The sequence below is a fragment of the Georgenia sp. Z2081 genome, from assembly GCF_055326445.1.
The window spans coordinates 47,087-65,207 of the sequence record NZ_JBUZNK010000003.1 but is presented as its reverse complement, the minus strand read 5'-3'; the positions used below and the strand labels follow the sequence as shown (position 1 = coordinate 65,207).

Below are 18,121 nucleotides of genomic sequence, written 5' to 3'. Positions count from 1 at the left end.
GACCGTTCCCGGCCGAGCGCCGTGGCCGTAACGTGATGGTTGTCGTCGAGAGCGGGTCTCCCGGATCGGCGGACGTCAGGCCCCGCGGGGCACCGGGTCCACCAGCGGCCCGTCCACGAGAGATTCAGCAGGAGGACACCATGGGAGCAGTAGAGGCAGGCGAGGGCGCACTCGAGACGGCCGCGTCCCGCGTCGACGAGACGAAGACCGCCGTCGACGGCGAGTTCACCAGGCTCGGTTCGCAGATTCAGAGCATCGGCGCTCAGTGGACCGGTTCGGCGGCCACCGCGTTCCACCGGGCCATGCAGCGTTGGAACGAGGAGGCGCGGCACACCAACGAGGTGCTCACCACCCTCTCCGAGAACCTGCGCGGCACGCAGTCGTCGTTCACCGCCCAGGACGAAGAGGGCAGCGTCAACTTCGGCCAGCTGCTCGGCTGACCCGACCTACCACCTGAGAATTGGGAGTTATCCAGATGAACGACATCCGCGTCACCCACGCCGCCCTCGACACCGGGGCCGCCGACATCAGCTCGGCCGGCCAGCGCATCCGCCAGCACCTGGACGACCTGCACAGCGGCACCGCCGACCTGCGCGAGCGCTTCCACGGTGAGGCCCGCCAGGCCTGGGACACCGCCAAGCACCACTGGGACCAGAACATGGAGGACGTCGACTCCATCCTCATGCTCATCGAGTCCCTCGTCCTGCGCAGCCGCGGCAACTTCGCCGACGCCGACCGGATCGCTGCCAACAACTTCGGCGGCAACGTCTGACACACGCAAGCCTCGGTCGCACCGGGACCCCTCGGTCCCGGTGCCTCCGTGGCTCTCGTGCGTCGGCACCGCAGGTACCGAGCCACCGAGCGCCCAGCCCGGTGCGGCAGAGAGATGATCTGGAGGATCCCCCGAGATGAACATCGTGCTGGAGCCCGAGGTGCTCCGAGCTCGCGTCACCTACCTCGACACCGTCGTGACGCAGCTCGCCAAGATCAACGACGAGATGAACAGCGACGGGGTCGATCAGCGGAACATGTGGTCGGAGCTGGCCACGGTCAGCCGGATCGGCTCCCCGCTCGCGACGGCGACCTTCGCGCTCGCCCGCGGGATCAACGACCTGCTCCTCAGCACCGAGGACATCCGGCAGGCGCTCGTGCGCGCCGCCGAGAACCTGGAGGAGACCGACGACGGCCTCATGGCGGACCTGGAGGCCATCGGCGAGCAGATCGACGAGGCCGCCCCCCCGCCCCCGCCCGGACCGCACGGCGGCCCCTACCCGATTCCGGTCTGACCCGAGCCAGGACGATCGAGAGCTGACGAGATGAACTACCACAAGACCGAGCCGACGATGCTCACCGAGACGCTCGCCCGGATCGACGACCTCCAGAAGAGCGGGCTGCAGGGCATCGAGCGGAACTTCACCAGCTACGCGGACCGCCTCGACGACCTCGCCTACGAGATCCGCTCCCGACGTGCGGAGCTCGGTATCGAGGGCGAGGCCGGGGATGCCGCGGGGCAGGGGTTCGACGAGCTGGAGTCCTGGGCGCGCCACCGCGCGGCGGAGTCCGAGGAGATCGGCACCGCCCTGGCGGCGGCGCGGACTGCCGGGGACGAGGCACAGGGCACCTACACGACGGAGGCCAGCTCCTGGTCGAACAACTCCGAGCGTGACCGCTGGGACGAGATGGACGAGAACGAGCAGCGCGAGCTCATCCAGCGCTACGACCGTCCCGCCGGCGAGACGATCGAGTCGCTCGACTACCGCATCGAGGACGCCATCGACCTGATCCCGGAGATCACGCCGGCGACCGGGACGCCCTTCAAGGACCGCGGCTACTCGCCCGACCGCGGCGGCACCGACGTCAACCGCTCGGGCGCGCCGCTGCCCGGTGGCGGCGGCGGCAACGTGCCCGGACCGGGCGGCGGACCCGGCGGGCACCAGCCCCCGGGGAACTACCTGCCGCCCGGGGTCATCCGGCCGCCGAGCCCGGACCCACCTGTCATGCCGCCGCCGTACGACCCGTGGGAGCCGCCCATCATCGGCCCCGAGCCTCCGGTGCTGCCCGACCCTCCGGGTCCGCGCGTCCCCGAGGTCCCCACGCTTCCGGACCCGGACCCGCCGAACGTCGACGCGCCGATGCCGACGCCGGCGCCGCCACTGCCGTCGCCCGGCCCGGCGCCGGTGCCGAACCCGGTGCTGCCCGGACCTGCTCCGGTGCCGCCGCCCGGTGGCGGCGGTATGCCGATCCCGCCGCCCATCACGCCCGGCATGCCCGGTCCAGGTGGCGGCGGGCGTGCCCCCGGCATTCCCGGCGGCACGCCCGGCAGGCCCCCGATCCACACCATCGGTGGCCCGGGCGCCGGTCGCCCCGGCGGTGGTGCCCGCCCGATCGGCACTGGCACCGGCGCGGGCGGCCGTGGCATGCCCGGACGTCCCGGGGCGGTGGCGGGCATGCCGCCCGCCGGTCGCGGTGGAGCGGTCGCCGGTCGAGGCGGTCCCGGGGGTGCGCGCGGCGGAGCCGCCGGGACCCCCGGCCGTGCCGGCATGGTCGGTGCGCCTCCCGGAGGAGGAGCGCGCGGCGCTGCTCGCCCGGGCGTGGCCGGAGCGCCTGCCCGCGGCGCAGGAGCGCCCGGACGCGCGGGAGCCGGGGCTGCCGGTCGCACAGGCGGAGCCGGCCGGCCGGGCACGGTCGGCGCAGCTGGTCACGCACCCGGTGCCGCCGGTCGTCCTGGCGCCGCAGGTGCTGCTGGCCGTCCCGGTGCGGCCGCAGGTGCCGCAGGTCGCGGCGCGGGTGCACCCGGTGCGCGAGGTGCCGGTCGTCCCGGCACCGTGGGCGCCACCGGACGCGGCGCAGCCACGGGCACATCGGCGCCCGGACGCGGCGCGGCGGCCGGTGCGGCGGCCCCCGGTCGGGGCGGAGCCCGCCCGGGTGCTCCGGCGGCCGGCCGTTCGGGCGCAGGCGCTGCCTCGCGCGGCGGTTCAGCCGGCGCGGCCCGTGGTCCGATGGGCGGGATGCTCGCCGGACGGCCGGGAGCCAAGGACAAGGAGCGCACGGAGAACGAGGTCGAGCACATGGACCTCGTCGACCAGCTCGAGAACGAGTCGGCACCAGCGACGGCGGCCGGCGCAGGCAAGGGCACGCGCTCGGACGCCCGGTCCGCACCCGCGCTCGGCGCAAAAAAAGAAAACGCCGATTTGCCCCCCCTGTTGCCGGCGCGCCTCACGGGGCGCGCCGACCCGGCACGACGACGTCGGCTGATCAGCGGGAGGGACGACGATGGCGATCGAGCTGCAGCCGGAGGTGCTCGCGGCGCGCGTCCGGCTGCTCTCGACCACCGTCGAGGAGGTCGAGGACATCCGGTCCGAGGCCTGGAACGGGCGCTTCGACCACAAGTCGGGGTGGTCCGACCTCTCGACCATCAACCGGATCAGCGACCGGGTCTCGGAGCGGATGTACGGCGTCGGGATGGGGATGACGCGGCTGCTCCAGGACCTCGAGGGTCTGGCTCGCGCGCTCGAGGACTCGGCGGCGCTGATCCAGGGGGTCGACGAGGAGACCACCGACCTGCTGACGAAGACCCGCGAGCGGCTGAGCGACATGGAGCTCGGCAACTTCAACGACCAGGACGACTGACACGAGACCGCGCAGGGGAAGGACGGCAGGCGCACCATGACGGACGAACCGACCTCGCTGACCGAGACCCTGCGGAAGATCTCGCCGTTCCAGGCGCAGCCCATCAACAGCTACACGACGACGCTCACGGGGATCGCCGAGCGTCTGCGCGGTCTCGCCGACGACCTCGCCGCCGCGTCCGGCAACCTGGGCATCGAGGGGCAGGCCGGGGACGACGCGGTCCTCGCGTTCCAGCGGGTCCAGGGCTGGGCGGAGCATCGGGCCGGGGAGGTCGACGCGATCGCGGCGGCGGTGGACTACGCCCGCGAGGCCGGCGGCTCCACCCAGACCTACTACTTCGACCTCAACGAGAGCTACACCGCGGCGCACGAGGGCGGCAACTGGGACGACTCCCGGCGGCAGGAGTACAACACCGCCGCCGGTGAGGCCATCGAGTCGCTCGACTACCAGGTCGAGGACGCCATCGCCATGCTCCCGGACATCGCCGACGGCACCGGAGACGTGCCCGGCGGCAGCGGCACGGACGTGCCCGGGGGCGGCAGTGACCTTCCCGGCGGCGGCACCGGAGGTGACGGCGGCACCGGTGGAAGCGGAGGAGGTGGCGGAGGCGGCGGATCGCCTCGGCTGCCCGATCCTCCTCGCCCGCCCGATCGGCCGGACGACCCGCCGTACCACCCTCCGTACCCGCCGGACCGGCCGGAGCCGCCGTACCCACCGGACCGGCCCGACCCGCCATACCCACCGGACCGGCCGGAGCCGCCGTACCCGCCGGACCGGCCGGAGCCGCCGTACCCACCGGACCGGCCGGAGCCGCCGTACCCGCCGGACCGGCCGGAGCCGCCGTACCCACCGGACCGGCCCGACCCGCCATACCCGCCAGACCGGCCGTACCCACCGGACCGGCCCGACCCGCGGGACCCGCCGTCGTTCTACCGGCCGCCGCTTCCCCCGATCCCCGACCCCGGCCCTCCGTCCGTCGACTCTCAGCTGCCCACGTTGCCGCCGCCGGGCGCGGGCCCGGGCGTCGGGGGTCCCGGCGCGCTGCCGGGCGCCCCCGGTGCCGGTCCCGGCGTCGGTGGTCCCGGCGCGCTACCCGGAACTCCGGGCGCCGGCCCGGGTATCGGTGGTCCGGGCGCGCTGCCCGGAGCCCCCGGCGCGGGTGGCTCGCCCGGCATGGTGGGTCCGATGATGGGTGGCGCCGGCATGGGCGGCGCTGCTGCACGTGGCGGCGGTCGCGCAGGAGCTGGACGCGCAGGCGCAGGCTCAGCCGGAGCCGCCGGTCGACCTGGCATGGTCGGTCCGATGATGGGCGGCGCCGGCGCGGCCGGGAGCCGTGGCGGCGGTCGCGCAGGAGCTGGACGCGCAGGCGCAGGCTCAGCCGGAGCCGCCGGTCGACCTGGCATGGTCGGTCCGATGATGGGCGGCGCCGGCGCGGCCGGGAGCCGTGGCGGCGGTCGCGCAGGAGCTGGACGCGCAGGCGCAGGCTCAGCCGGAGCCGCCGGTCGACCTGGCATGGTCGGTCCGATGATGGGCGGCGCCGGCGCGGCCGGGAGCCGTGGCGGCGGTCGCGCAGGAGCTGGACGCGCTGGCGTCGGCCGGGCCGGAGCCGGTGCCCGTCCGGGCATGGCCGGCCCGCTCGTCGGCGGGACGGGTGCCGCAGGCGGTCGCGGTTCAGCCGGCCGCGGGGCGGCCCGTCCAGGCGTCTCCGGACGAACCGGCGTCACACGCGCGGCGGCACCCGACTCCGGACGTCCAGGGGCCGCAGACCGAGCAGGGGCAGGAGGCGCAGGCCGCGCGGGTGCCGGCGCCGCCGGGCGCGCCGGTATGGCCGGCCCCCTCGTGGGCGGGGTCGGCGCAGCGGGCGCGGCAGGTCGCGGTGGCGCGGGCCGTGCCGCCTCCGCGGGTGCAGGACGAGGCGGACGCTCGGGGGGAGCAGTCCCCGGTGCGACGGCTGGCCGCGGCCGGGGCGATGGGCGACGCTCGGAGGGACGGACCGGCGAGGCCGATCACATGGACCTCGTCGACCAGCCGGGCACGGAGGCGACGCCCACGGGCGGCCCCGCCGGCCGAGGAGGCCGCCGGGGCGAGTCTCGACCGGCGCCCCGTCTGCGGACTCCCGACGAGTCCGACGAGTGGTGAGACGACGACACGAATGACGACCGACAACCGGGGCCCATCGCCGCAGTAGCCGGCCGGGCGCTCCACGGCCCGAGGGGGGACGAGATAAACCAGGTGGAGCTGGATCCGGACGTGCTCGAGGCGCGGGTACGTCTGCTCGCGAGCACGGTCGACGACATCGCGGGGCTCAGGCAGCGCGTGAGCGACGAGATCAACCAGCAGGCCGCCAGCTGGGGCGAGCTCCCCGGCCCCACGCGCATGAGGTTCGCCGTGGTGCAGGAGCTCAACGACGTCTCCGGCAGCATGACGATCCTGCTGACACAGCTCGAGGAGCTCGCGCGGTCGCTGACCGAGTCCGCGTCGCGCATCCAGGACGTCGACGAGGAGGTCTCCACACTGCTCGCCTCGACCCGCTCCCAGCTCGAGGGGCTCGACCTGCCCCGTGTCTCCGCCGCCGTGCAGGCCTGACGAGGAAAGGACGCAGCATGCCGAACGACTACATGGCCCCCACGTTCCTCACCGAGAACATGCGGCGGATCGAGACCTTTCAGGAACCGGCCGTCCTCGGCCTCTCCGAGGGCCTGGACGGTATCGCCAGGAGCTCGTCAGGGTGGCCGACGACCTGCGCGGCTCGCAGGGCGAGCTCGGCATCACCGGTGACGCCGGAGACTCCGCCGTCGAGGTGTTCTCCCGGGTGGAGCGCTGGGCCCAGCACCGCTCGGGGGAGGTCTGGGAGGTGAGCTCGGCGGTCGAGCACGCGCGCAGCGGCGCCGACACGGCGAGGAGGACGTAAGAGGACACGTACGCGCGATGGGAGCAGGACCGCGCGAGCGGCGACTACGACGAGTTCGACACCATGCGCTACGACTCTCACGCGAGCGGCGCGCTGTGGGATCTCGAGTACCGGGTGCGCGAGGCCACCGAGATGATGCCGGAGATCACCGCCGGCGGCGAGCCATGGCGTGAGGACGCGGGCGGCCAGGTCCGCGCTCGGACGGCGAACGGCCCGAACGTCATTCCGCCGCCACCACCGGAGGGCACGGCGATCGGCGTGCACACTCCGCCGCCCGAGGTGACCGGTGTTCCCCGATACAACTCCCTTCCGCCGGAGCCGGAGCAGCACAGGATCGTCACGAGCCCGCGCCGTCCGACGCCCGACACCAACACCCGCGACTGGTACGTGCGTCCCGCCCCGCGGTTCGGCGACACTTTTCCGCGGCCGGGAGGCCCCGGCTGGTGGGACGCACCGGACACGCAGATCCCGACGATGGACCTGCCGGGCGGCCCCGGCGGGACCCTCATAGGTGAGCCGTCCGTCGACGCCGCCCCGCCCGGAGGGACAGGCGGTCCCGGCGGACCCGGCACGGCGCCCGGCGGACCCGGCGGACCCGTGAGCTCCGGACCCGTGGTCGGCGGTCCCGGCGGAGGGGGTGCGCCCGGTGCGGGCGGCGCGCCCGGCGCGGGCGCAGCACCGGGGACCGGCGGCATCCCGGGCGGCGCGGGCGCACCCGGTGGGGACGGCGGCGTCGGTGGTGGCGCGGTGGCACCCGTCGGCGGTGTCGCCGGTGTGCCTGGCGGCGGCTCCGACGGTGCGAGCGCGGCGGGGCACCCGGCCGGCGCGGTACGCCCGAGCCCCGGTCCCGGTCCCGCCGGCGCGGGCGGCGCTCCGTCCGGCGTCGTCGGCTCCGCTCCCGCCGGCGGTACGCCCACGTCCGGGAGCGGTGGGGCAGGCGCGGGCGCCGGTGGACGGCCGCCGATGATGGGCGGCATGCCCATGGGCGGGATGGTCGCCGGCGGTCGCAAGTCGGACCGACGCAGGAAGCGCACGGACGAGGAGGACCCGGCCGAGGAGCTCGCGCCGAGCCCGGAGCAGGAGCCCGCCGGGCCGACCGTGATCGCCCGGCCCGAGGGGGCCAAGGGCAGCGACCGCGCCGCCGCCCGACCCGCGCCGGACCAGCTCCGCAAGGGGAACGACCGGAGGACGGACGAGTGGTGACCGGACTCGTCTGACGTCCCCTGCTTCGGGCAGGAGGCGACGACGAGGCCCCGACGACCGCGCCGGTCGTCGGGGCCTCGTCACGTCCAACCTGAGGTCAGCCCCGCCGCCGGCGGGTCCGGCGCCGGGTCAGGCCCGGCGCGTGCCCGAGCCGTGGCGGGGGTCGTCACCGAGCCGGGTGACCTCACGCCCGAGGTCGATCCGGTCCGCGGGGAGCGGCGCCATCGTCGCCCGCACCCGTCGCGCGCCGTCCGGGTCCTTGGCGTCCTCCCGCGCGATCCGCCTGGTGGGCAGGATGCGGGAGCTCCCGACGCGGTCGTGCCAGGCGCGGCCGCGCTTCTGGGGATCGAACAGACCGGACAGCGCCAGCACGAGTCCGCCGACCACGGTGAGGTGCGCCCCGCCGAGGACACCGGAGCGCGCGGCCTCGCGGGCCAGGCCCGGGGCGAGGTGGTTCGTGCGTCGTGCGGCGCGCAGCCCGAGCACGAGCCCGCCGGGCGTGATGCCGGTGCGCGCACGGAGCAGGACGACCAGGGCCGCGAGCTCGACGACCGCGAGGACGGTGAGCACGATCGACGAGCTGAGGAACCAGACGCCGACGGCCGGACCGACGATCACGACCAGCGTGATCAGATAGGACGCCAGCTGGAGGAGCGGACCGGTGGTGGGGCGCCCGTCGACGAACCGGCTCCGGTCCGCGCCGGACCCGCCGGTCAGGTGTCCGCTGCGGGACGAGGCCTCGTCGGGGGCACCCTCGGGACGTCGCCGGCGACGGCGGTCCCGGTCCCCCGTAGCTCCATGGTCCGCCGGCCACGGACCCGCGGGCCGGGAGCCCCCACCGCGGGCGGGGGCCGGCGCCGGCGGTGACGACGCGGCAGACGGTGCCACCGCGGCCGATGCACGCCGGTCGGGGGCGACCGGTGCGGTGGCAGCAGCCGGTGCGGTCCCGACGGAGGTCGGTCCTGCACCGTGTGTCCCCGCGTCGCGCTCCCCCGCCTGCGGTGCCTGCCCGCCCCGGTGCGGTCCGGTCCCGGGCCCGGAGGGCGCCGACGGCGCGGCGGCGTCCGGGCCGAAACGGGCGGCCCAGTCGGTCCCGCCCGCCTCGGGCGCGGACGCCCCCCACGGTGCCGGTGCGGAGCCGGCAATCGGAGCGCCCGCGGCGGCGGGGCCGGTCGGAGGCACCGACGCGGGTATAGGTCCGCTCGTGGGTGCGGAGCCGGTCGTGGGTGCGGAGCCGGTCGTCGGCCCGTCGCCCCGGGTCGGGGCGGGGCGCCGACCGGCGGGGGTCGGCAGGGCGGCCCGCGGGCCGTCCGGCCCGGCCACCTGCGCACCGACGGGTCCCGACGCCCCGGGCGCCGGTCGATCGGCGGGTGCTGCCGGCTGCGTGCCGGGCATCGGTCCGGCGCCCTGGTCGGGACGGGCGGCCGTGCGCCGCTGCACGCGCAGCGTCTGGCGATCCCGGTAAGGATCGGCGTCGGGCCGGGCCTCCTCCCGTGCCGTCGCAGGAGGCTGCTGAGCTCCCGTCGCCCCGGCCGCCGACGCGGCGCCGGCGCGGGTCGTCACGGGTGGCAGACCCGCGCGGGCGCGGTCGCCGGTCGTCCGGCCTACGGTGCCGGTCGACGCCGACGAACCCTGTGTCGGAGCGGGCGAGCCCGACTGTGCGGCGCCCTGCCCGGAGCCCTGGCCCGTGGCCGGCCCGCCGGCCAGCGGAGAGCCGCTGCGGGGAGCCCGCCGGCCGCCGCCCGACCCGACGATCGGGCCCGACGCGCCGGTCCCACCCTGCGCGCCGGGCGCCGGGCGGGAACCGCCGCCAGGCGCCGGGCGGGAACCGCCGCCAGGCGCCGGGCGGGAACCGCCGCCGGGCGCCGGGCGTGAGCCGGCTCCGGGGGCCGGGCGGGAACCGCCGCCGGGCGCCGGGCGGGAACCCGCCGCGGACCGCGAACCGGCCCGGCCGGCAGGACGGCCCCCGCCTCGGGGTGCGGTACCCTGCTCGCCCGTCGCCCCGCGATCCTGGGTGGGAGCCACCTCCTCCGGTAGCCCGGCCTCCGGTGGTCGCCCCTGGGGAGCCGGCTCCCTGCGGTCGCGCCGCCGCGGTCGTCGGTCGTCGCTCTCCGTCACAGTCCCACCTGCCTCACCCAGTGGATGGCTCCCGCGGCCACGACCCCGGCCGGCAGGGCGAAGTGCGTGGCCAGCCCCTGGACGATGTCGCCCAGGCGGGCGAGCGCCACGTTGCTCATGCCGTACGCGACGGCGATCGCGAGCCCGGCCACGGCGAGCGCGGCGAGCACCGCCACGATGCCCACGGTCAGCGCCTCCGCGCGGCCGCCCGCCACGGCCGCCCACCCGATCTGACCGATGACGACGAATGCGGCCAGGCGCGGCAGGACGCGCACGGTGCGGGCCCGGGCGCCGCGGGGCACGAGCAGCAGGGACAGCACGAGCAGGACGACCGCCACGAGCGCGGCCCAGCCCCGGATCCCGCCCATCGGCACGATCGCGAGCACGGAGGGCGCGAGGACGGCCGCGAGCAGCGACATCAGCACGACGACCAGGTCCTGGCGCACCCGTGCCGTCGACACCACCCGGCGCACCCGCGGGGCCGTGACCTCGGCGGGCGCGCGGGGCGCCGCCTGGCGCACGCCGGTGGCGTCGCGGGAGACGTGCTCGAGGTCGACGAGCTGGTCGTCGGGGACGTCGATCGCGAGGTCCGGCATGGCGAGCAGGAGGGGCGGGACCGCGCCGACGACGAGCGCCCCCACGACCGACATGCCGGTGTCGATCTGCAGGGTGGCCAGCGCGGCGGCCGCGGCCGCGAGCCACACGGTGGCGATGAGCGCCGCGGAGGAGGCCGTCCGGTCGCGCCGCCGCTCGGCCACGCCGGCGCGCAGCGCGAGCGCGGCCCCGGCCACGGCGGGTGCCACGACGAGCGCGAGCCGCAGCTGGGCGGGCCCGCCTGACGGGACGACGAGGACCCCGGCGGCCACGGACACCAGCGAGAGCGCCGCCAGGTCGACGAGCACCGTGCCCTCCCGCGCGCGCCGCAGGGCCAGCCCGAGGGCGGCCACTCCGAGCAGGGCGACGACGGTGCCGCGCCACCAGGTGGGCAGGGGGTCGCCGGTCCCCCACCAGGCGGAGCCGACCAGCAGCAGGACCCCGCCGACGGCGAGGACCGCGGCGGCGGCGATGACGGCGAAGGAGTCGGCGCCGTCGGGCAGGGTGCGGGAGCGTCCGAGCTCGTCGGCCTCGATCGAGGCGCCCGCGGAGCCGCGGGTCACGGTGAGGAGCACGCCGTCGGGGACGTCGACGCCGATGACGTCCTCGCCGGCGACCCGCCAGCCGGAGGAGTCGGTGACGAGCACGGACCGGGAGCGGGCGTCGACGCGCAGGCGGCGCAGGACGTCGGCGACCGTGGCGCCGTCGGGGACCGCCACGTCCCGCACGACGGGACCGAGGACCACGGTGGCATGCACGCGCGGCTCGGCCGTCGTGGTCATCCGTTCCCCTCCCCGTCCGGCGGGCCCGATCTCGGCGGCCGGACCGCCCGGTGGGGGCTGCCGCATGCCGCCCCAGACCATATATTAGGGGCGGCTCCGGACGGTTCGTCCGGCCGCGCGCAGGGGCTGGGTCCCCGGGGCGTCGCGGTCCAGCCCCGGCGAGGTGCGCGCCTCGGTCCGGCGATCGACGTGGAGGAAGTCCGTGGTCCGTCCGTCCACCAAGGCGCCGCCACCCCCGCCGCAGAGCGAGGAGACGCTGCAGGTGCCGCCCGAGCTCCCCGAGCCCGAGGGCATGCAGAACATCCTCATGATGGTCGTCCCCATGATCGGCTCGATGGGGATGATGGGCGTGATGATGTTCGGGGGCGGCTCGGGCAACCAGCGGATGGTCCTCATGGGCGGCGCCATGATGCTGGCGATGGTGCTCATGGTCGCGATGAACATCATCCGGCAGCGCAACCAGCACAAGAAGGCGGTGATGGACTCCCGCCGGGAGTACCTGGCCTACCTCACGGACCTGCGCAAGAAGGTGCGCACCGCCGCGAAGATGCAGCTGGACTACTCCGCCTGGCGCATGCCCGACCCGCGCTCGCTCGCGGCCGTCGGCGAGGAGGGCTCCCGCACGTGGGAGCGCAGCCCCGACGACGAGGACTTCCTGCTCACCCGCATCGGCTCGGCCACGCAGCCGCTGTCCCTGGACCTGAAGTCGCCCGAGATCCCCACGCTCGCCAAGCTCGACCCGGTCACCGCCTCGGCCGCGCACCGGTTCCTCGTCACGCACCGCGAGGTCAGCGGCCTCCCGCTCGGCATGGACCTCCAGGCCTTCGCCCGGATCGAGGTCGCCGGCTCCGAGGACGCCGCCCGGTCGCTCGCGCGCGGCGTCATCACGCACCTGGCGACCTTCGTCTCGCCGGAGGACCTGCGGATCGCCGTCATCGCGTCCGAGGAGGCGCTGCCCGAGTGGGAGTGGATCAAGTGGCTCCCCCACGCGCTCTCCCCGCGCGTGAGCGACGCCGTCGGCCCGGCCCGCATGCTCACCACGTCGCTCGCCCACCTGGCCGACCTGCTGCCGGCCGGCATCGCCGAGCGGCCCCGGTTCGGCCTGTCGGGCGGCGACCCGGAGCTGCCGCACGTCCTCGTCGTCGTCGACGGCGGAGACGTGCCGGCGGTCAACCCCGTCCTCACGCCCGACGGCGTCATGGGCGTCACCGTCCTCGACCTGCCCGAGACGTGGGAGGCACTCGTCTCCCCGTCGACGCTGAGGCTGCTGCTGCACGACGCCGTCGACGAGGGCCCGTTGGCCGGCGCCACCCCGGTGGAGATCCTCCAGGTCGGCGCGGAGCCGCAGATCGGGATCGCCGACCAGCTCGGCGTCCCCGGAGCGGAGGCGGCCGCCCGCCGCCTCACCGCCCGGCTCGCGTCGATCCGGTCGGGACAGATCCAGGCGGACCCCACGGAGGACGGCGAGGCGGCCGCCGAGGTCTCCGCCGAGCTCACCGACCTGCTCGGCCTGGGCGACGTCCGGGACCTCGACGTCGCGCAGGCCTGGCGTCCGCGCCTGCCGCGCGACCGCCTCCGGGTGCCGATCGGGCTGACCCCCGAGGGCCGCGTGGTCCAGCTCGACATCAAGGAGTCCGCCCAGCAGGGCATGGGCCCGCACGGCCTCATCATCGGCGCGACCGGCTCGGGCAAGTCCGAGGTGCTGCGCACCCTGGTGCTGGCGCTGACGATGACCCACAGCTCCGAGGCGCTCAACCTCGTGCTCGTCGACTTCAAGGGTGGCGCGACGTTCGCCGGCATGGCCGACATGCCGCACGTGTCCGCGATCATCACGAACCTCGGCGAGGAGCTCACGCTCGTCGACCGCATGGAGGACGCCCTGCGCGGCGAGATGGTCCGCCGTCAGGAGCTCCTGCGCGCGGCCGGGAACTTCGCCAACGTCACCGACTACGAGAAGGCCCGCGCGAACGGCCGGACCGACCTCGAGCCGCTGCCCGCGCTGATGATCATCTGCGACGAGTTCTCCGAGCTGCTCTCCGCCAAGCCGGAGTTCGCCGAGCTCTTCGTCGCGATCGGACGGCTGGGCCGCTCGCTGTCGATGCACCTCCTGCTGTCCTCGCAGCGGCTCGAGGAGGGCCGCCTGCGCGGCCTGGAGTCGCACCTGTCCTACCGGATCGGTCTGCGCACGTTCTCGGCGCAGGAGTCCCGCACGGTGCTCGGCGTAACCGACGCGTACGACCTCCCGCCGATGCCCGGCGTCGGGTACCTCAAGCCCGACACGACGACGATGATCCGGTTCCGCGCGGCCTACGTCTCCGGTGCACCGCCCGTGCGGCGCCGCCGCAAGCGCTCCGAGGGCGGCGGGGCTCAGCAGCAGGTCGAGCAGATCGACATCGACATCTCCCCCTACACGGCCGCGCCGGTGCTCGGCGAGAGCCCCGAGGAGCTGCAGCGCAGGCTCGAGGCCGCTGACGACGCGGACCGGGAGATCGAGGAGCGCCAGGCCGCCGAGGCAGAGAAGAAGGCCGAGGAGGAGCGCAAGAACCAGCCCTCGACCTTCGACATCGGCGTGAGCCGCATGGAGGGCCAGGGGCCGCCCGCGCATGTCGTCTGGCTGCCACCGCTCGACGTCCCGCAGACCTTCGACGAGCTGATGCCCGACCTCACGGTCACCCCCGAGCTGGGCCTGCACTCGCCGCGCTGGCGCGACGCGGGCGCACTCACGCTCCCGCTCGGCGTGGTGGACAAGCCGCTCGAGCAGCGCCGCGAGGACCTCGTCTTCGACCTGTCCGGCGCCGGCGGGCACATGGCGATCGTCGGCGGGCCCCGCACGGGCAAGTCGACGGCCGCGCGCTCGATCGTCACCTCGATCGCGCTGACGAGGACGCCGCTGGAGGCGCAGATCTACGTCCTCGACTTCGGCGGCGGCACGTTCGCCGCCATGACCGACCTCGCCCACGTCGCGGGCGTGGCCACCCGCGGGGAGCCCGACGTGGTGCGCCGGATCGTCGCCGAGATGCGTCAGCTGGTCGACGAGCGCGAGGCCTTCTTCCGGGCGAACAAGATCGATTCGATCGAGACCTACCGGATCCGCCGCGCCGAGGGCCGGGTCGACGACGGCTACGGCGACATCTTCCTCGTCGTGGACGGCTGGCCGACGATCAAGGCCGACTTCGACGACCTCGAGATCCCGCTCCAGCAGCTGGCCGGGCGCGGGCTGACCTTCGGGTTCCACATCATCGGCACCGCGAACCGGTGGATGGACTTCCGCATGCAGCTCAAGGACATGATCGGCTCGAGGCTCGAGCTCCGCCTCGGTGACGCCCTGGACTCCGACGTGGACCGGAAGCTGGCGAAGAACATCCCCAACCGTCCGGGCCGGGGCCTGGCGAAGTCCAAGCACCACATCCTCACGGCGCTGCCCCGGGTCGACGGCGACGGCGACTCCGGCACCCTCGGCGCCGGTGTCGACGACATGGTGCGGCGCGTCAACGAGAGCTGGACCGGGCGGCGCGGGCCGAAGCTGCGGCTGCTGCCCGAGCTGATCTCGCTCGACGAGATCCGCGCCCAGGCCACCGAGCAGGAGCTGGCCGGCGGCATCCTCCTCGGCGTCGACGAGGCCCGGCTCGCGCCGGTCGTCCTCGACCCGTCGGCCGAGCCGCTCATGTTCCTCCTCGGCGACTCCAAGTCCGGGAAGTCGACGTTCCTGCGGGCCGTCGCCGCGGAGATCGCGCGACTCAACGGCCCCAAGGAGGCGCAGATCATCGCCGTCGACCTGCGCCGCGCGCTGCTCGGCGAGCTGCCGGAGAAGCACCTCGGGCTCTACCTCTCCACGCACGAGATGGCGACGACCGAGCTCAAGGGCCTGGCCGGGTTCCTCAAGGGGCGCCTGCCCGGACCGGACGTCACGCCGGACCAGCTGCGCAGCCGGTCGTGGTGGTCGGGCTCGGAGGTCTACATCCTCGTGGACGACTACGACCTGGTGAACACCTCGGCGGGCAACCCGCTCTCCGCGCTGCAGCCGCTCATGGCGCAGGCGAAGGACATCGGCCTGCACGTGGTGATCACGCGCCGCATCGGTGGTGCCTCGCGGGCGATGTTCGAGCCGGTCATGCAGACGATGACCGACCTCGCGGCCCCCGCCTACCTGCTGTCCGGCAACCCCGACGACGGGCCGGTCATCGGGCGCATCCGCGCGAAGAAGACGAACGCAGGACGCGCGCAGATGATCACCCGCGACCGCGGCAACGAGGTCGGCCAGCTCGCCTGGTTGCCGAAGATCCACGGGTAGTTCCGGCACGGCCCGGGGCGGACGCCGGGGTGGGCGACGCCCACCCTCCGGCGTAGGGTGACGTGGGACACTGATCGTGAGCTCGTCGGGCGCGGCCCGACGACGGACGGGGGGCCCACCATGACCACACCGACCTCACCCGCGTACGACCGCAGCGGCCTCACCACGGGGATCGTGCACTTCGGGATCGGGAACTTCCACCGCTCGCACCAGGCGATGTACGTCGACCGGCTCCTCGAGGCGGGCGACGGCGACGGATGGGCGATCTGCGGCGTCGGCCTGTTCCCCGGTGACAAGGCGATGCGCGACGACCTCGCCGCCCAGGACTTCACCTACACCCTCGTCCTGCGCGACTCGCGGGAGCCGCTCGAGGCGCGGACGATCGGCTCGATCGTCGACTTCGTCTACGCACCCGACGACCCGGACGCGCTCGTCGAGCGCCTCGCGTCGCCGGAGACGAGGATCGTCAGCCTGACGATCACCGAGGGCGGGTACGGCGAGCACCCGGACCCGTCCGGCACACCGACCGCGTTCGACTACATCGTCGACGCCCTCGCGCTGCGTCGTGAGCGCGGCACGGAGCCGTTCACGGTGGTCAGCTGCGACAACATCGAGTCCAACGGCGTCGTCGCGCGCCGCAGCGTCCTCGGGCATGCCTACGCCCGCGGCGGGGACCTGGCCGGCTGGATCGAGGACAACGTCGCGTTCCCGGGCAGCATGGTCGACCGGATCACGCCGGTGACCACGGACGAGGACCGCGCGATGGTCGAGCGCGAGCTCGGCGTGCAGGACCGGCGGCCGGTGGTCGGCGAGCCGTTCGTCCAGTGGGTGCTCGAGGACCGTTTCCCCGCCGGCCGCCCCGACCTCGGCTCGGTGGGCGTCCAGCTCGTCGACGACGTCGTGCCCTACGAGCGGATGAAGCTGCGCATCCTCAACGCCACCCACCAGCTCCTGGGGTTCACCGGCCTGCTCGCCGGGCACCGCTACGTGCACGAGGCGGCGACCGACGACGTGCTCGGGCGCCTCGCGGCCGCCTACATCGCCGACGAGGCCCGGCCCACCGTCGGCGAGGTCGAGGGGATCGACCTGGCGGACTACCAGGACACCATCCTCGAGCGGTTCGGGAACGAGGCCATCGCCGACACGCTCGTGCGGATCGCCACCGACGGGTCCGACCGCATCCACAAGTTCGTGGTCCCGGTGGTCGAGGACCTCATCGCCCAGGACCTGCCGGTGCGCGCGACGGCGTTCACCCTCGCCGCGAGCGCGGTGGTCGCGGGCACGCCCGAGCTGACCGAGCAGGTGACGGACCGGCAGCGCGACCGGCTCGACGCCGCGGCCGAGCGACTCGGCGCGGACACCGGCACCTACCTCGACGACGAGGACCTCTTCGGCCGGATCGGCGCCGACGCCCGGTTCCGGGAAGCCTTCGTGGCCGCCCACGACGCCATCGTCGCCGACGGCGTCCTCGCCGCGGCCCAGGCGCTGCTCGACGGGACGGGCGACGCGTGAGCGGGGACGGCCCCGCCGCGGGGGCCGACGGCGCGCCCGCCGTCGGATCCACCGCCGGGCAGCGCGTGCTCGTCGTCGGTGAGGCCCTCGTCGACGTCTTCCCCGACGAGCCCGGGGGGCCCGCGCGAGCGAGCGGCCGCGTCCCCGGGGGAAGCCCCGCGAACATGGCGGTCGGGCTGGCCCGGCTCGGCCTGCCCGTCGCCCTGCTCACCCACCTCGGCGACGACGAGGACGGCGCACTCGTGCTCGAGCACCTCACCGACGCCGGGGTCGAGGTCCTCGACGGCTCCGTCGTCGAGGGGCGCACGTCGACGGCGGTCGCCACCGTCGACGAGGCGGGCGTGCCGGCCTACGAGTTCGACGTCGCCTGGCAGCTGCCCGACGTGGCCACGATCGAGATCCCCGAGGCCGTCCACGTGGGCTCCTACGCGGCGTTCGTCGAGCCCGGCGCCACGCGCGTGCGGGAGGTCGCCGCCCGTGCCGCCGCCGAGGGGGCGATCGTCTCGTTCGACCCGAACATCCGCGCCGCGCTGCTCCCGCCGTTGGCGCAGGTCCAGCAGGGCTACGACGCGCTCGCCGCGCATGCGAGCGTCGTCAAGATCTCCGACGAGGACGCCGAGTGGCTCTTCCCGGACCTCACCGACGAGGAGGTCGTCGCGCACACGCTCGCCCTCGGACCGCGGCTCGTCGTGCTCACGCTCGGTGCCGAGGGGGCGATCCTCGCCGACCAGGCACGGTCGGTCCGGGTCCCGCGCGCGCAGGTGGACGTGGTCGACACCGTCGGCGCCGGGGACAGCTACATGGCCGCGCTCATCGACTCGCTGCTCACGCTGCCGGGCGGAGCCGGACCGGTGGGCGGCGACGGTGCGGGCGATGAGCCGCTCGACCTGGAGCGGATCGGCCGGCGCAGCGCCGCGGCCTCGGGGATCACGGTGAGCCGCCGGGGCGCCGACCTGCCGACGGCCGCCGAGCTCGATCAGGCCTGACCGGGAGAGGTCGCAACCCCGGCTTCCCCTCGTCGAGGGGGGGGGGGGGGGGGGGGGGGGGGGGGGGTTGGAGGGGGAACAGAGGAAAAAGGAG

14 protein-coding genes are annotated in these 18,121 nt (G+C 75.2%); 11 read left to right on the top strand and 3 right to left on the bottom strand.

Annotated features, from left to right (window positions below; translation table 11 throughout):
• The first annotated feature begins 140 nt into the window (after positions 1 to 140).
• The 3 genes from ACZLKG_RS06070 to ACZLKG_RS06060 all read left to right on the top strand — a co-directional run bounded on the left by ACZLKG_RS06070 (position 141) and on the right by ACZLKG_RS06060 (position 1,286).
• Positions 141 to 440: a WXG100 family type VII secretion target gene (locus tag ACZLKG_RS06070; protein ID WP_425708373.1), complete on the top strand. Its 300-nt coding sequence runs from the start codon at positions 141 to 143 to the stop codon at positions 438 to 440.
• A 35-nt stretch (positions 441 to 475) separates the two neighbouring features.
• A complete protein-coding gene (locus tag ACZLKG_RS06065; protein ID WP_425708374.1) occupies positions 476 to 772 on the top strand; it encodes a WXG100 family type VII secretion target in 297 nt (98 codons plus the stop codon).
• A gap of 136 nt (positions 773 to 908) precedes the next feature.
• Complete coding sequence (locus tag ACZLKG_RS06060) at positions 909 to 1,286, top strand: hypothetical protein (protein WP_425708375.1); 378 nt, start codon at positions 909 to 911, stop codon at positions 1,284 to 1,286.
• Positions 1,287 to 1,948: 662 nt separating this feature from the next.
• Here the strand turns inward: ACZLKG_RS06060 and ACZLKG_RS06055 are convergent.
• Positions 1,949 to 2,266 (bottom strand): hypothetical protein, encoded by a 318-nt coding sequence (locus tag ACZLKG_RS06055; protein ID WP_463648255.1) that lies wholly within the window; start codon positions 2,264 to 2,266, stop codon positions 1,949 to 1,951.
• A gap of 1,007 nt (positions 2,267 to 3,273) precedes the next feature.
• Between ACZLKG_RS06055 and ACZLKG_RS06050 the strand changes: the two genes are divergently transcribed.
• From ACZLKG_RS06050 to ACZLKG_RS06030, 5 genes are all read left to right on the top strand, one after another.
• Positions 3,274 to 3,630, top strand: a complete 357-nt coding sequence (locus tag ACZLKG_RS06050; RefSeq protein WP_463648254.1) for a hypothetical protein — start codon at positions 3,274 to 3,276, stop codon at positions 3,628 to 3,630.
• 36 nt (positions 3,631 to 3,666) lie between these two features.
• Positions 3,667 to 5,769, top strand: a complete 2,103-nt coding sequence (locus ACZLKG_RS06045) for a hypothetical protein (RefSeq protein WP_463648253.1) — start codon at positions 3,667 to 3,669, stop codon at positions 5,767 to 5,769.
• A 93-nt stretch (positions 5,770 to 5,862) separates the two neighbouring features.
• Positions 5,863 to 6,216, top strand: coding sequence for a WXG100 family type VII secretion target (locus tag ACZLKG_RS06040; RefSeq protein ID WP_463648252.1), 354 nt, complete (start codon positions 5,863 to 5,865; stop codon positions 6,214 to 6,216).
• A gap of 142 nt (positions 6,217 to 6,358) precedes the next feature.
• Positions 6,359 to 6,541 (top strand): hypothetical protein, encoded by a 183-nt coding sequence (locus tag ACZLKG_RS06035; protein ID WP_463648251.1) that lies wholly within the window; start codon positions 6,359 to 6,361, stop codon positions 6,539 to 6,541.
• A 63-nt stretch (positions 6,542 to 6,604) separates the two neighbouring features.
• Entirely contained in the window at positions 6,605 to 7,744 is a 1,140-nt protein-coding gene (locus ACZLKG_RS06030) for a hypothetical protein (protein ID WP_463648250.1), read from the top strand.
• Positions 7,745 to 7,873: 129 nt separating this feature from the next.
• On the opposite strand, the gene ACZLKG_RS06025 is transcribed toward ACZLKG_RS06030, so the two are convergent.
• Positions 7,874 to 9,139, bottom strand: coding sequence for an RDD family protein (locus ACZLKG_RS06025; RefSeq protein WP_425709282.1), 1,266 nt, complete (start codon positions 9,137 to 9,139; stop codon positions 7,874 to 7,876).
• A gap of 719 nt (positions 9,140 to 9,858) precedes the next feature.
• Positions 9,859 to 11,238 carry a hypothetical protein gene (locus tag ACZLKG_RS06020; protein ID WP_425709129.1) on the bottom strand — a complete coding sequence of 460 codons (1,380 nt, stop codon included), beginning with the start codon at positions 11,236 to 11,238 and terminating at the stop codon, positions 9,859 to 9,861.
• Between the two features lie 202 nt (positions 11,239 to 11,440).
• Here ACZLKG_RS06020 and eccCa point away from each other — a divergent pair, with 202 nt between their 5' ends.
• The 3 genes from eccCa to ACZLKG_RS06005 all read left to right on the top strand — a co-directional run bounded on the left by eccCa (position 11,441) and on the right by ACZLKG_RS06005 (position 18,027).
• Positions 11,441 to 15,529 carry a type VII secretion protein EccCa gene (gene eccCa / locus ACZLKG_RS06015; protein ID WP_425709130.1) on the top strand — a complete coding sequence of 1,363 codons (4,089 nt, stop codon included), beginning with the start codon at positions 11,441 to 11,443 and terminating at the stop codon, positions 15,527 to 15,529.
• 120 nt (positions 15,530 to 15,649) lie between these two features.
• Entirely contained in the window at positions 15,650 to 17,041 is a 1,392-nt protein-coding gene (locus ACZLKG_RS06010; protein ID WP_425709131.1) for a mannitol dehydrogenase family protein, read from the top strand.
• Complete coding sequence (locus ACZLKG_RS06005; protein ID WP_425709132.1) at positions 17,038 to 18,027, top strand: carbohydrate kinase family protein; 990 nt, start codon at positions 17,038 to 17,040, stop codon at positions 18,025 to 18,027. Before ACZLKG_RS06010 ends, ACZLKG_RS06005 begins: the two co-directional genes overlap by 4 nt.
• The last annotated feature ends 94 nt before the right edge of the window (positions 18,028 to 18,121 follow it).

Coding starts and splice junctions, on each gene's coding strand:
- ACZLKG_RS06055 (WP_463648255.1), bottom strand. CDS start 2,266: ATGCCGGGCGTGATGGGCGGCGGGATCGGCATACCGCCGCCACCGGGC.
- ACZLKG_RS06010 (WP_425709131.1), top strand. CDS start 15,650: ATGACCACACCGACCTCACCCGCGTACGACCGCAGCGGCCTCACCACG.
- ACZLKG_RS06030 (WP_463648250.1), top strand. CDS start 6,605: ATGCGCTACGACTCTCACGCGAGCGGCGCGCTGTGGGATCTCGAGTAC.
- ACZLKG_RS06045 (WP_463648253.1), top strand. CDS start 3,667: ATGACGGACGAACCGACCTCGCTGACCGAGACCCTGCGGAAGATCTCG.
- ACZLKG_RS06020 (WP_425709129.1), bottom strand. CDS start 11,238: ATGACCACGACGGCCGAGCCGCGCGTGCATGCCACCGTGGTCCTCGGT.
- ACZLKG_RS06025 (WP_425709282.1), bottom strand. CDS start 9,139: ATGCCCGGCACGCAGCCGGCAGCACCCGCCGATCGACCGGCGCCCGGG.
- ACZLKG_RS06070 (WP_425708373.1), top strand. CDS start 141: ATGGGAGCAGTAGAGGCAGGCGAGGGCGCACTCGAGACGGCCGCGTCC.
- ACZLKG_RS06060 (WP_425708375.1), top strand. CDS start 909: ATGAACATCGTGCTGGAGCCCGAGGTGCTCCGAGCTCGCGTCACCTAC.
- ACZLKG_RS06050 (WP_463648254.1), top strand. CDS start 3,274: ATGGCGATCGAGCTGCAGCCGGAGGTGCTCGCGGCGCGCGTCCGGCTG.
- ACZLKG_RS06065 (WP_425708374.1), top strand. CDS start 476: ATGAACGACATCCGCGTCACCCACGCCGCCCTCGACACCGGGGCCGCC.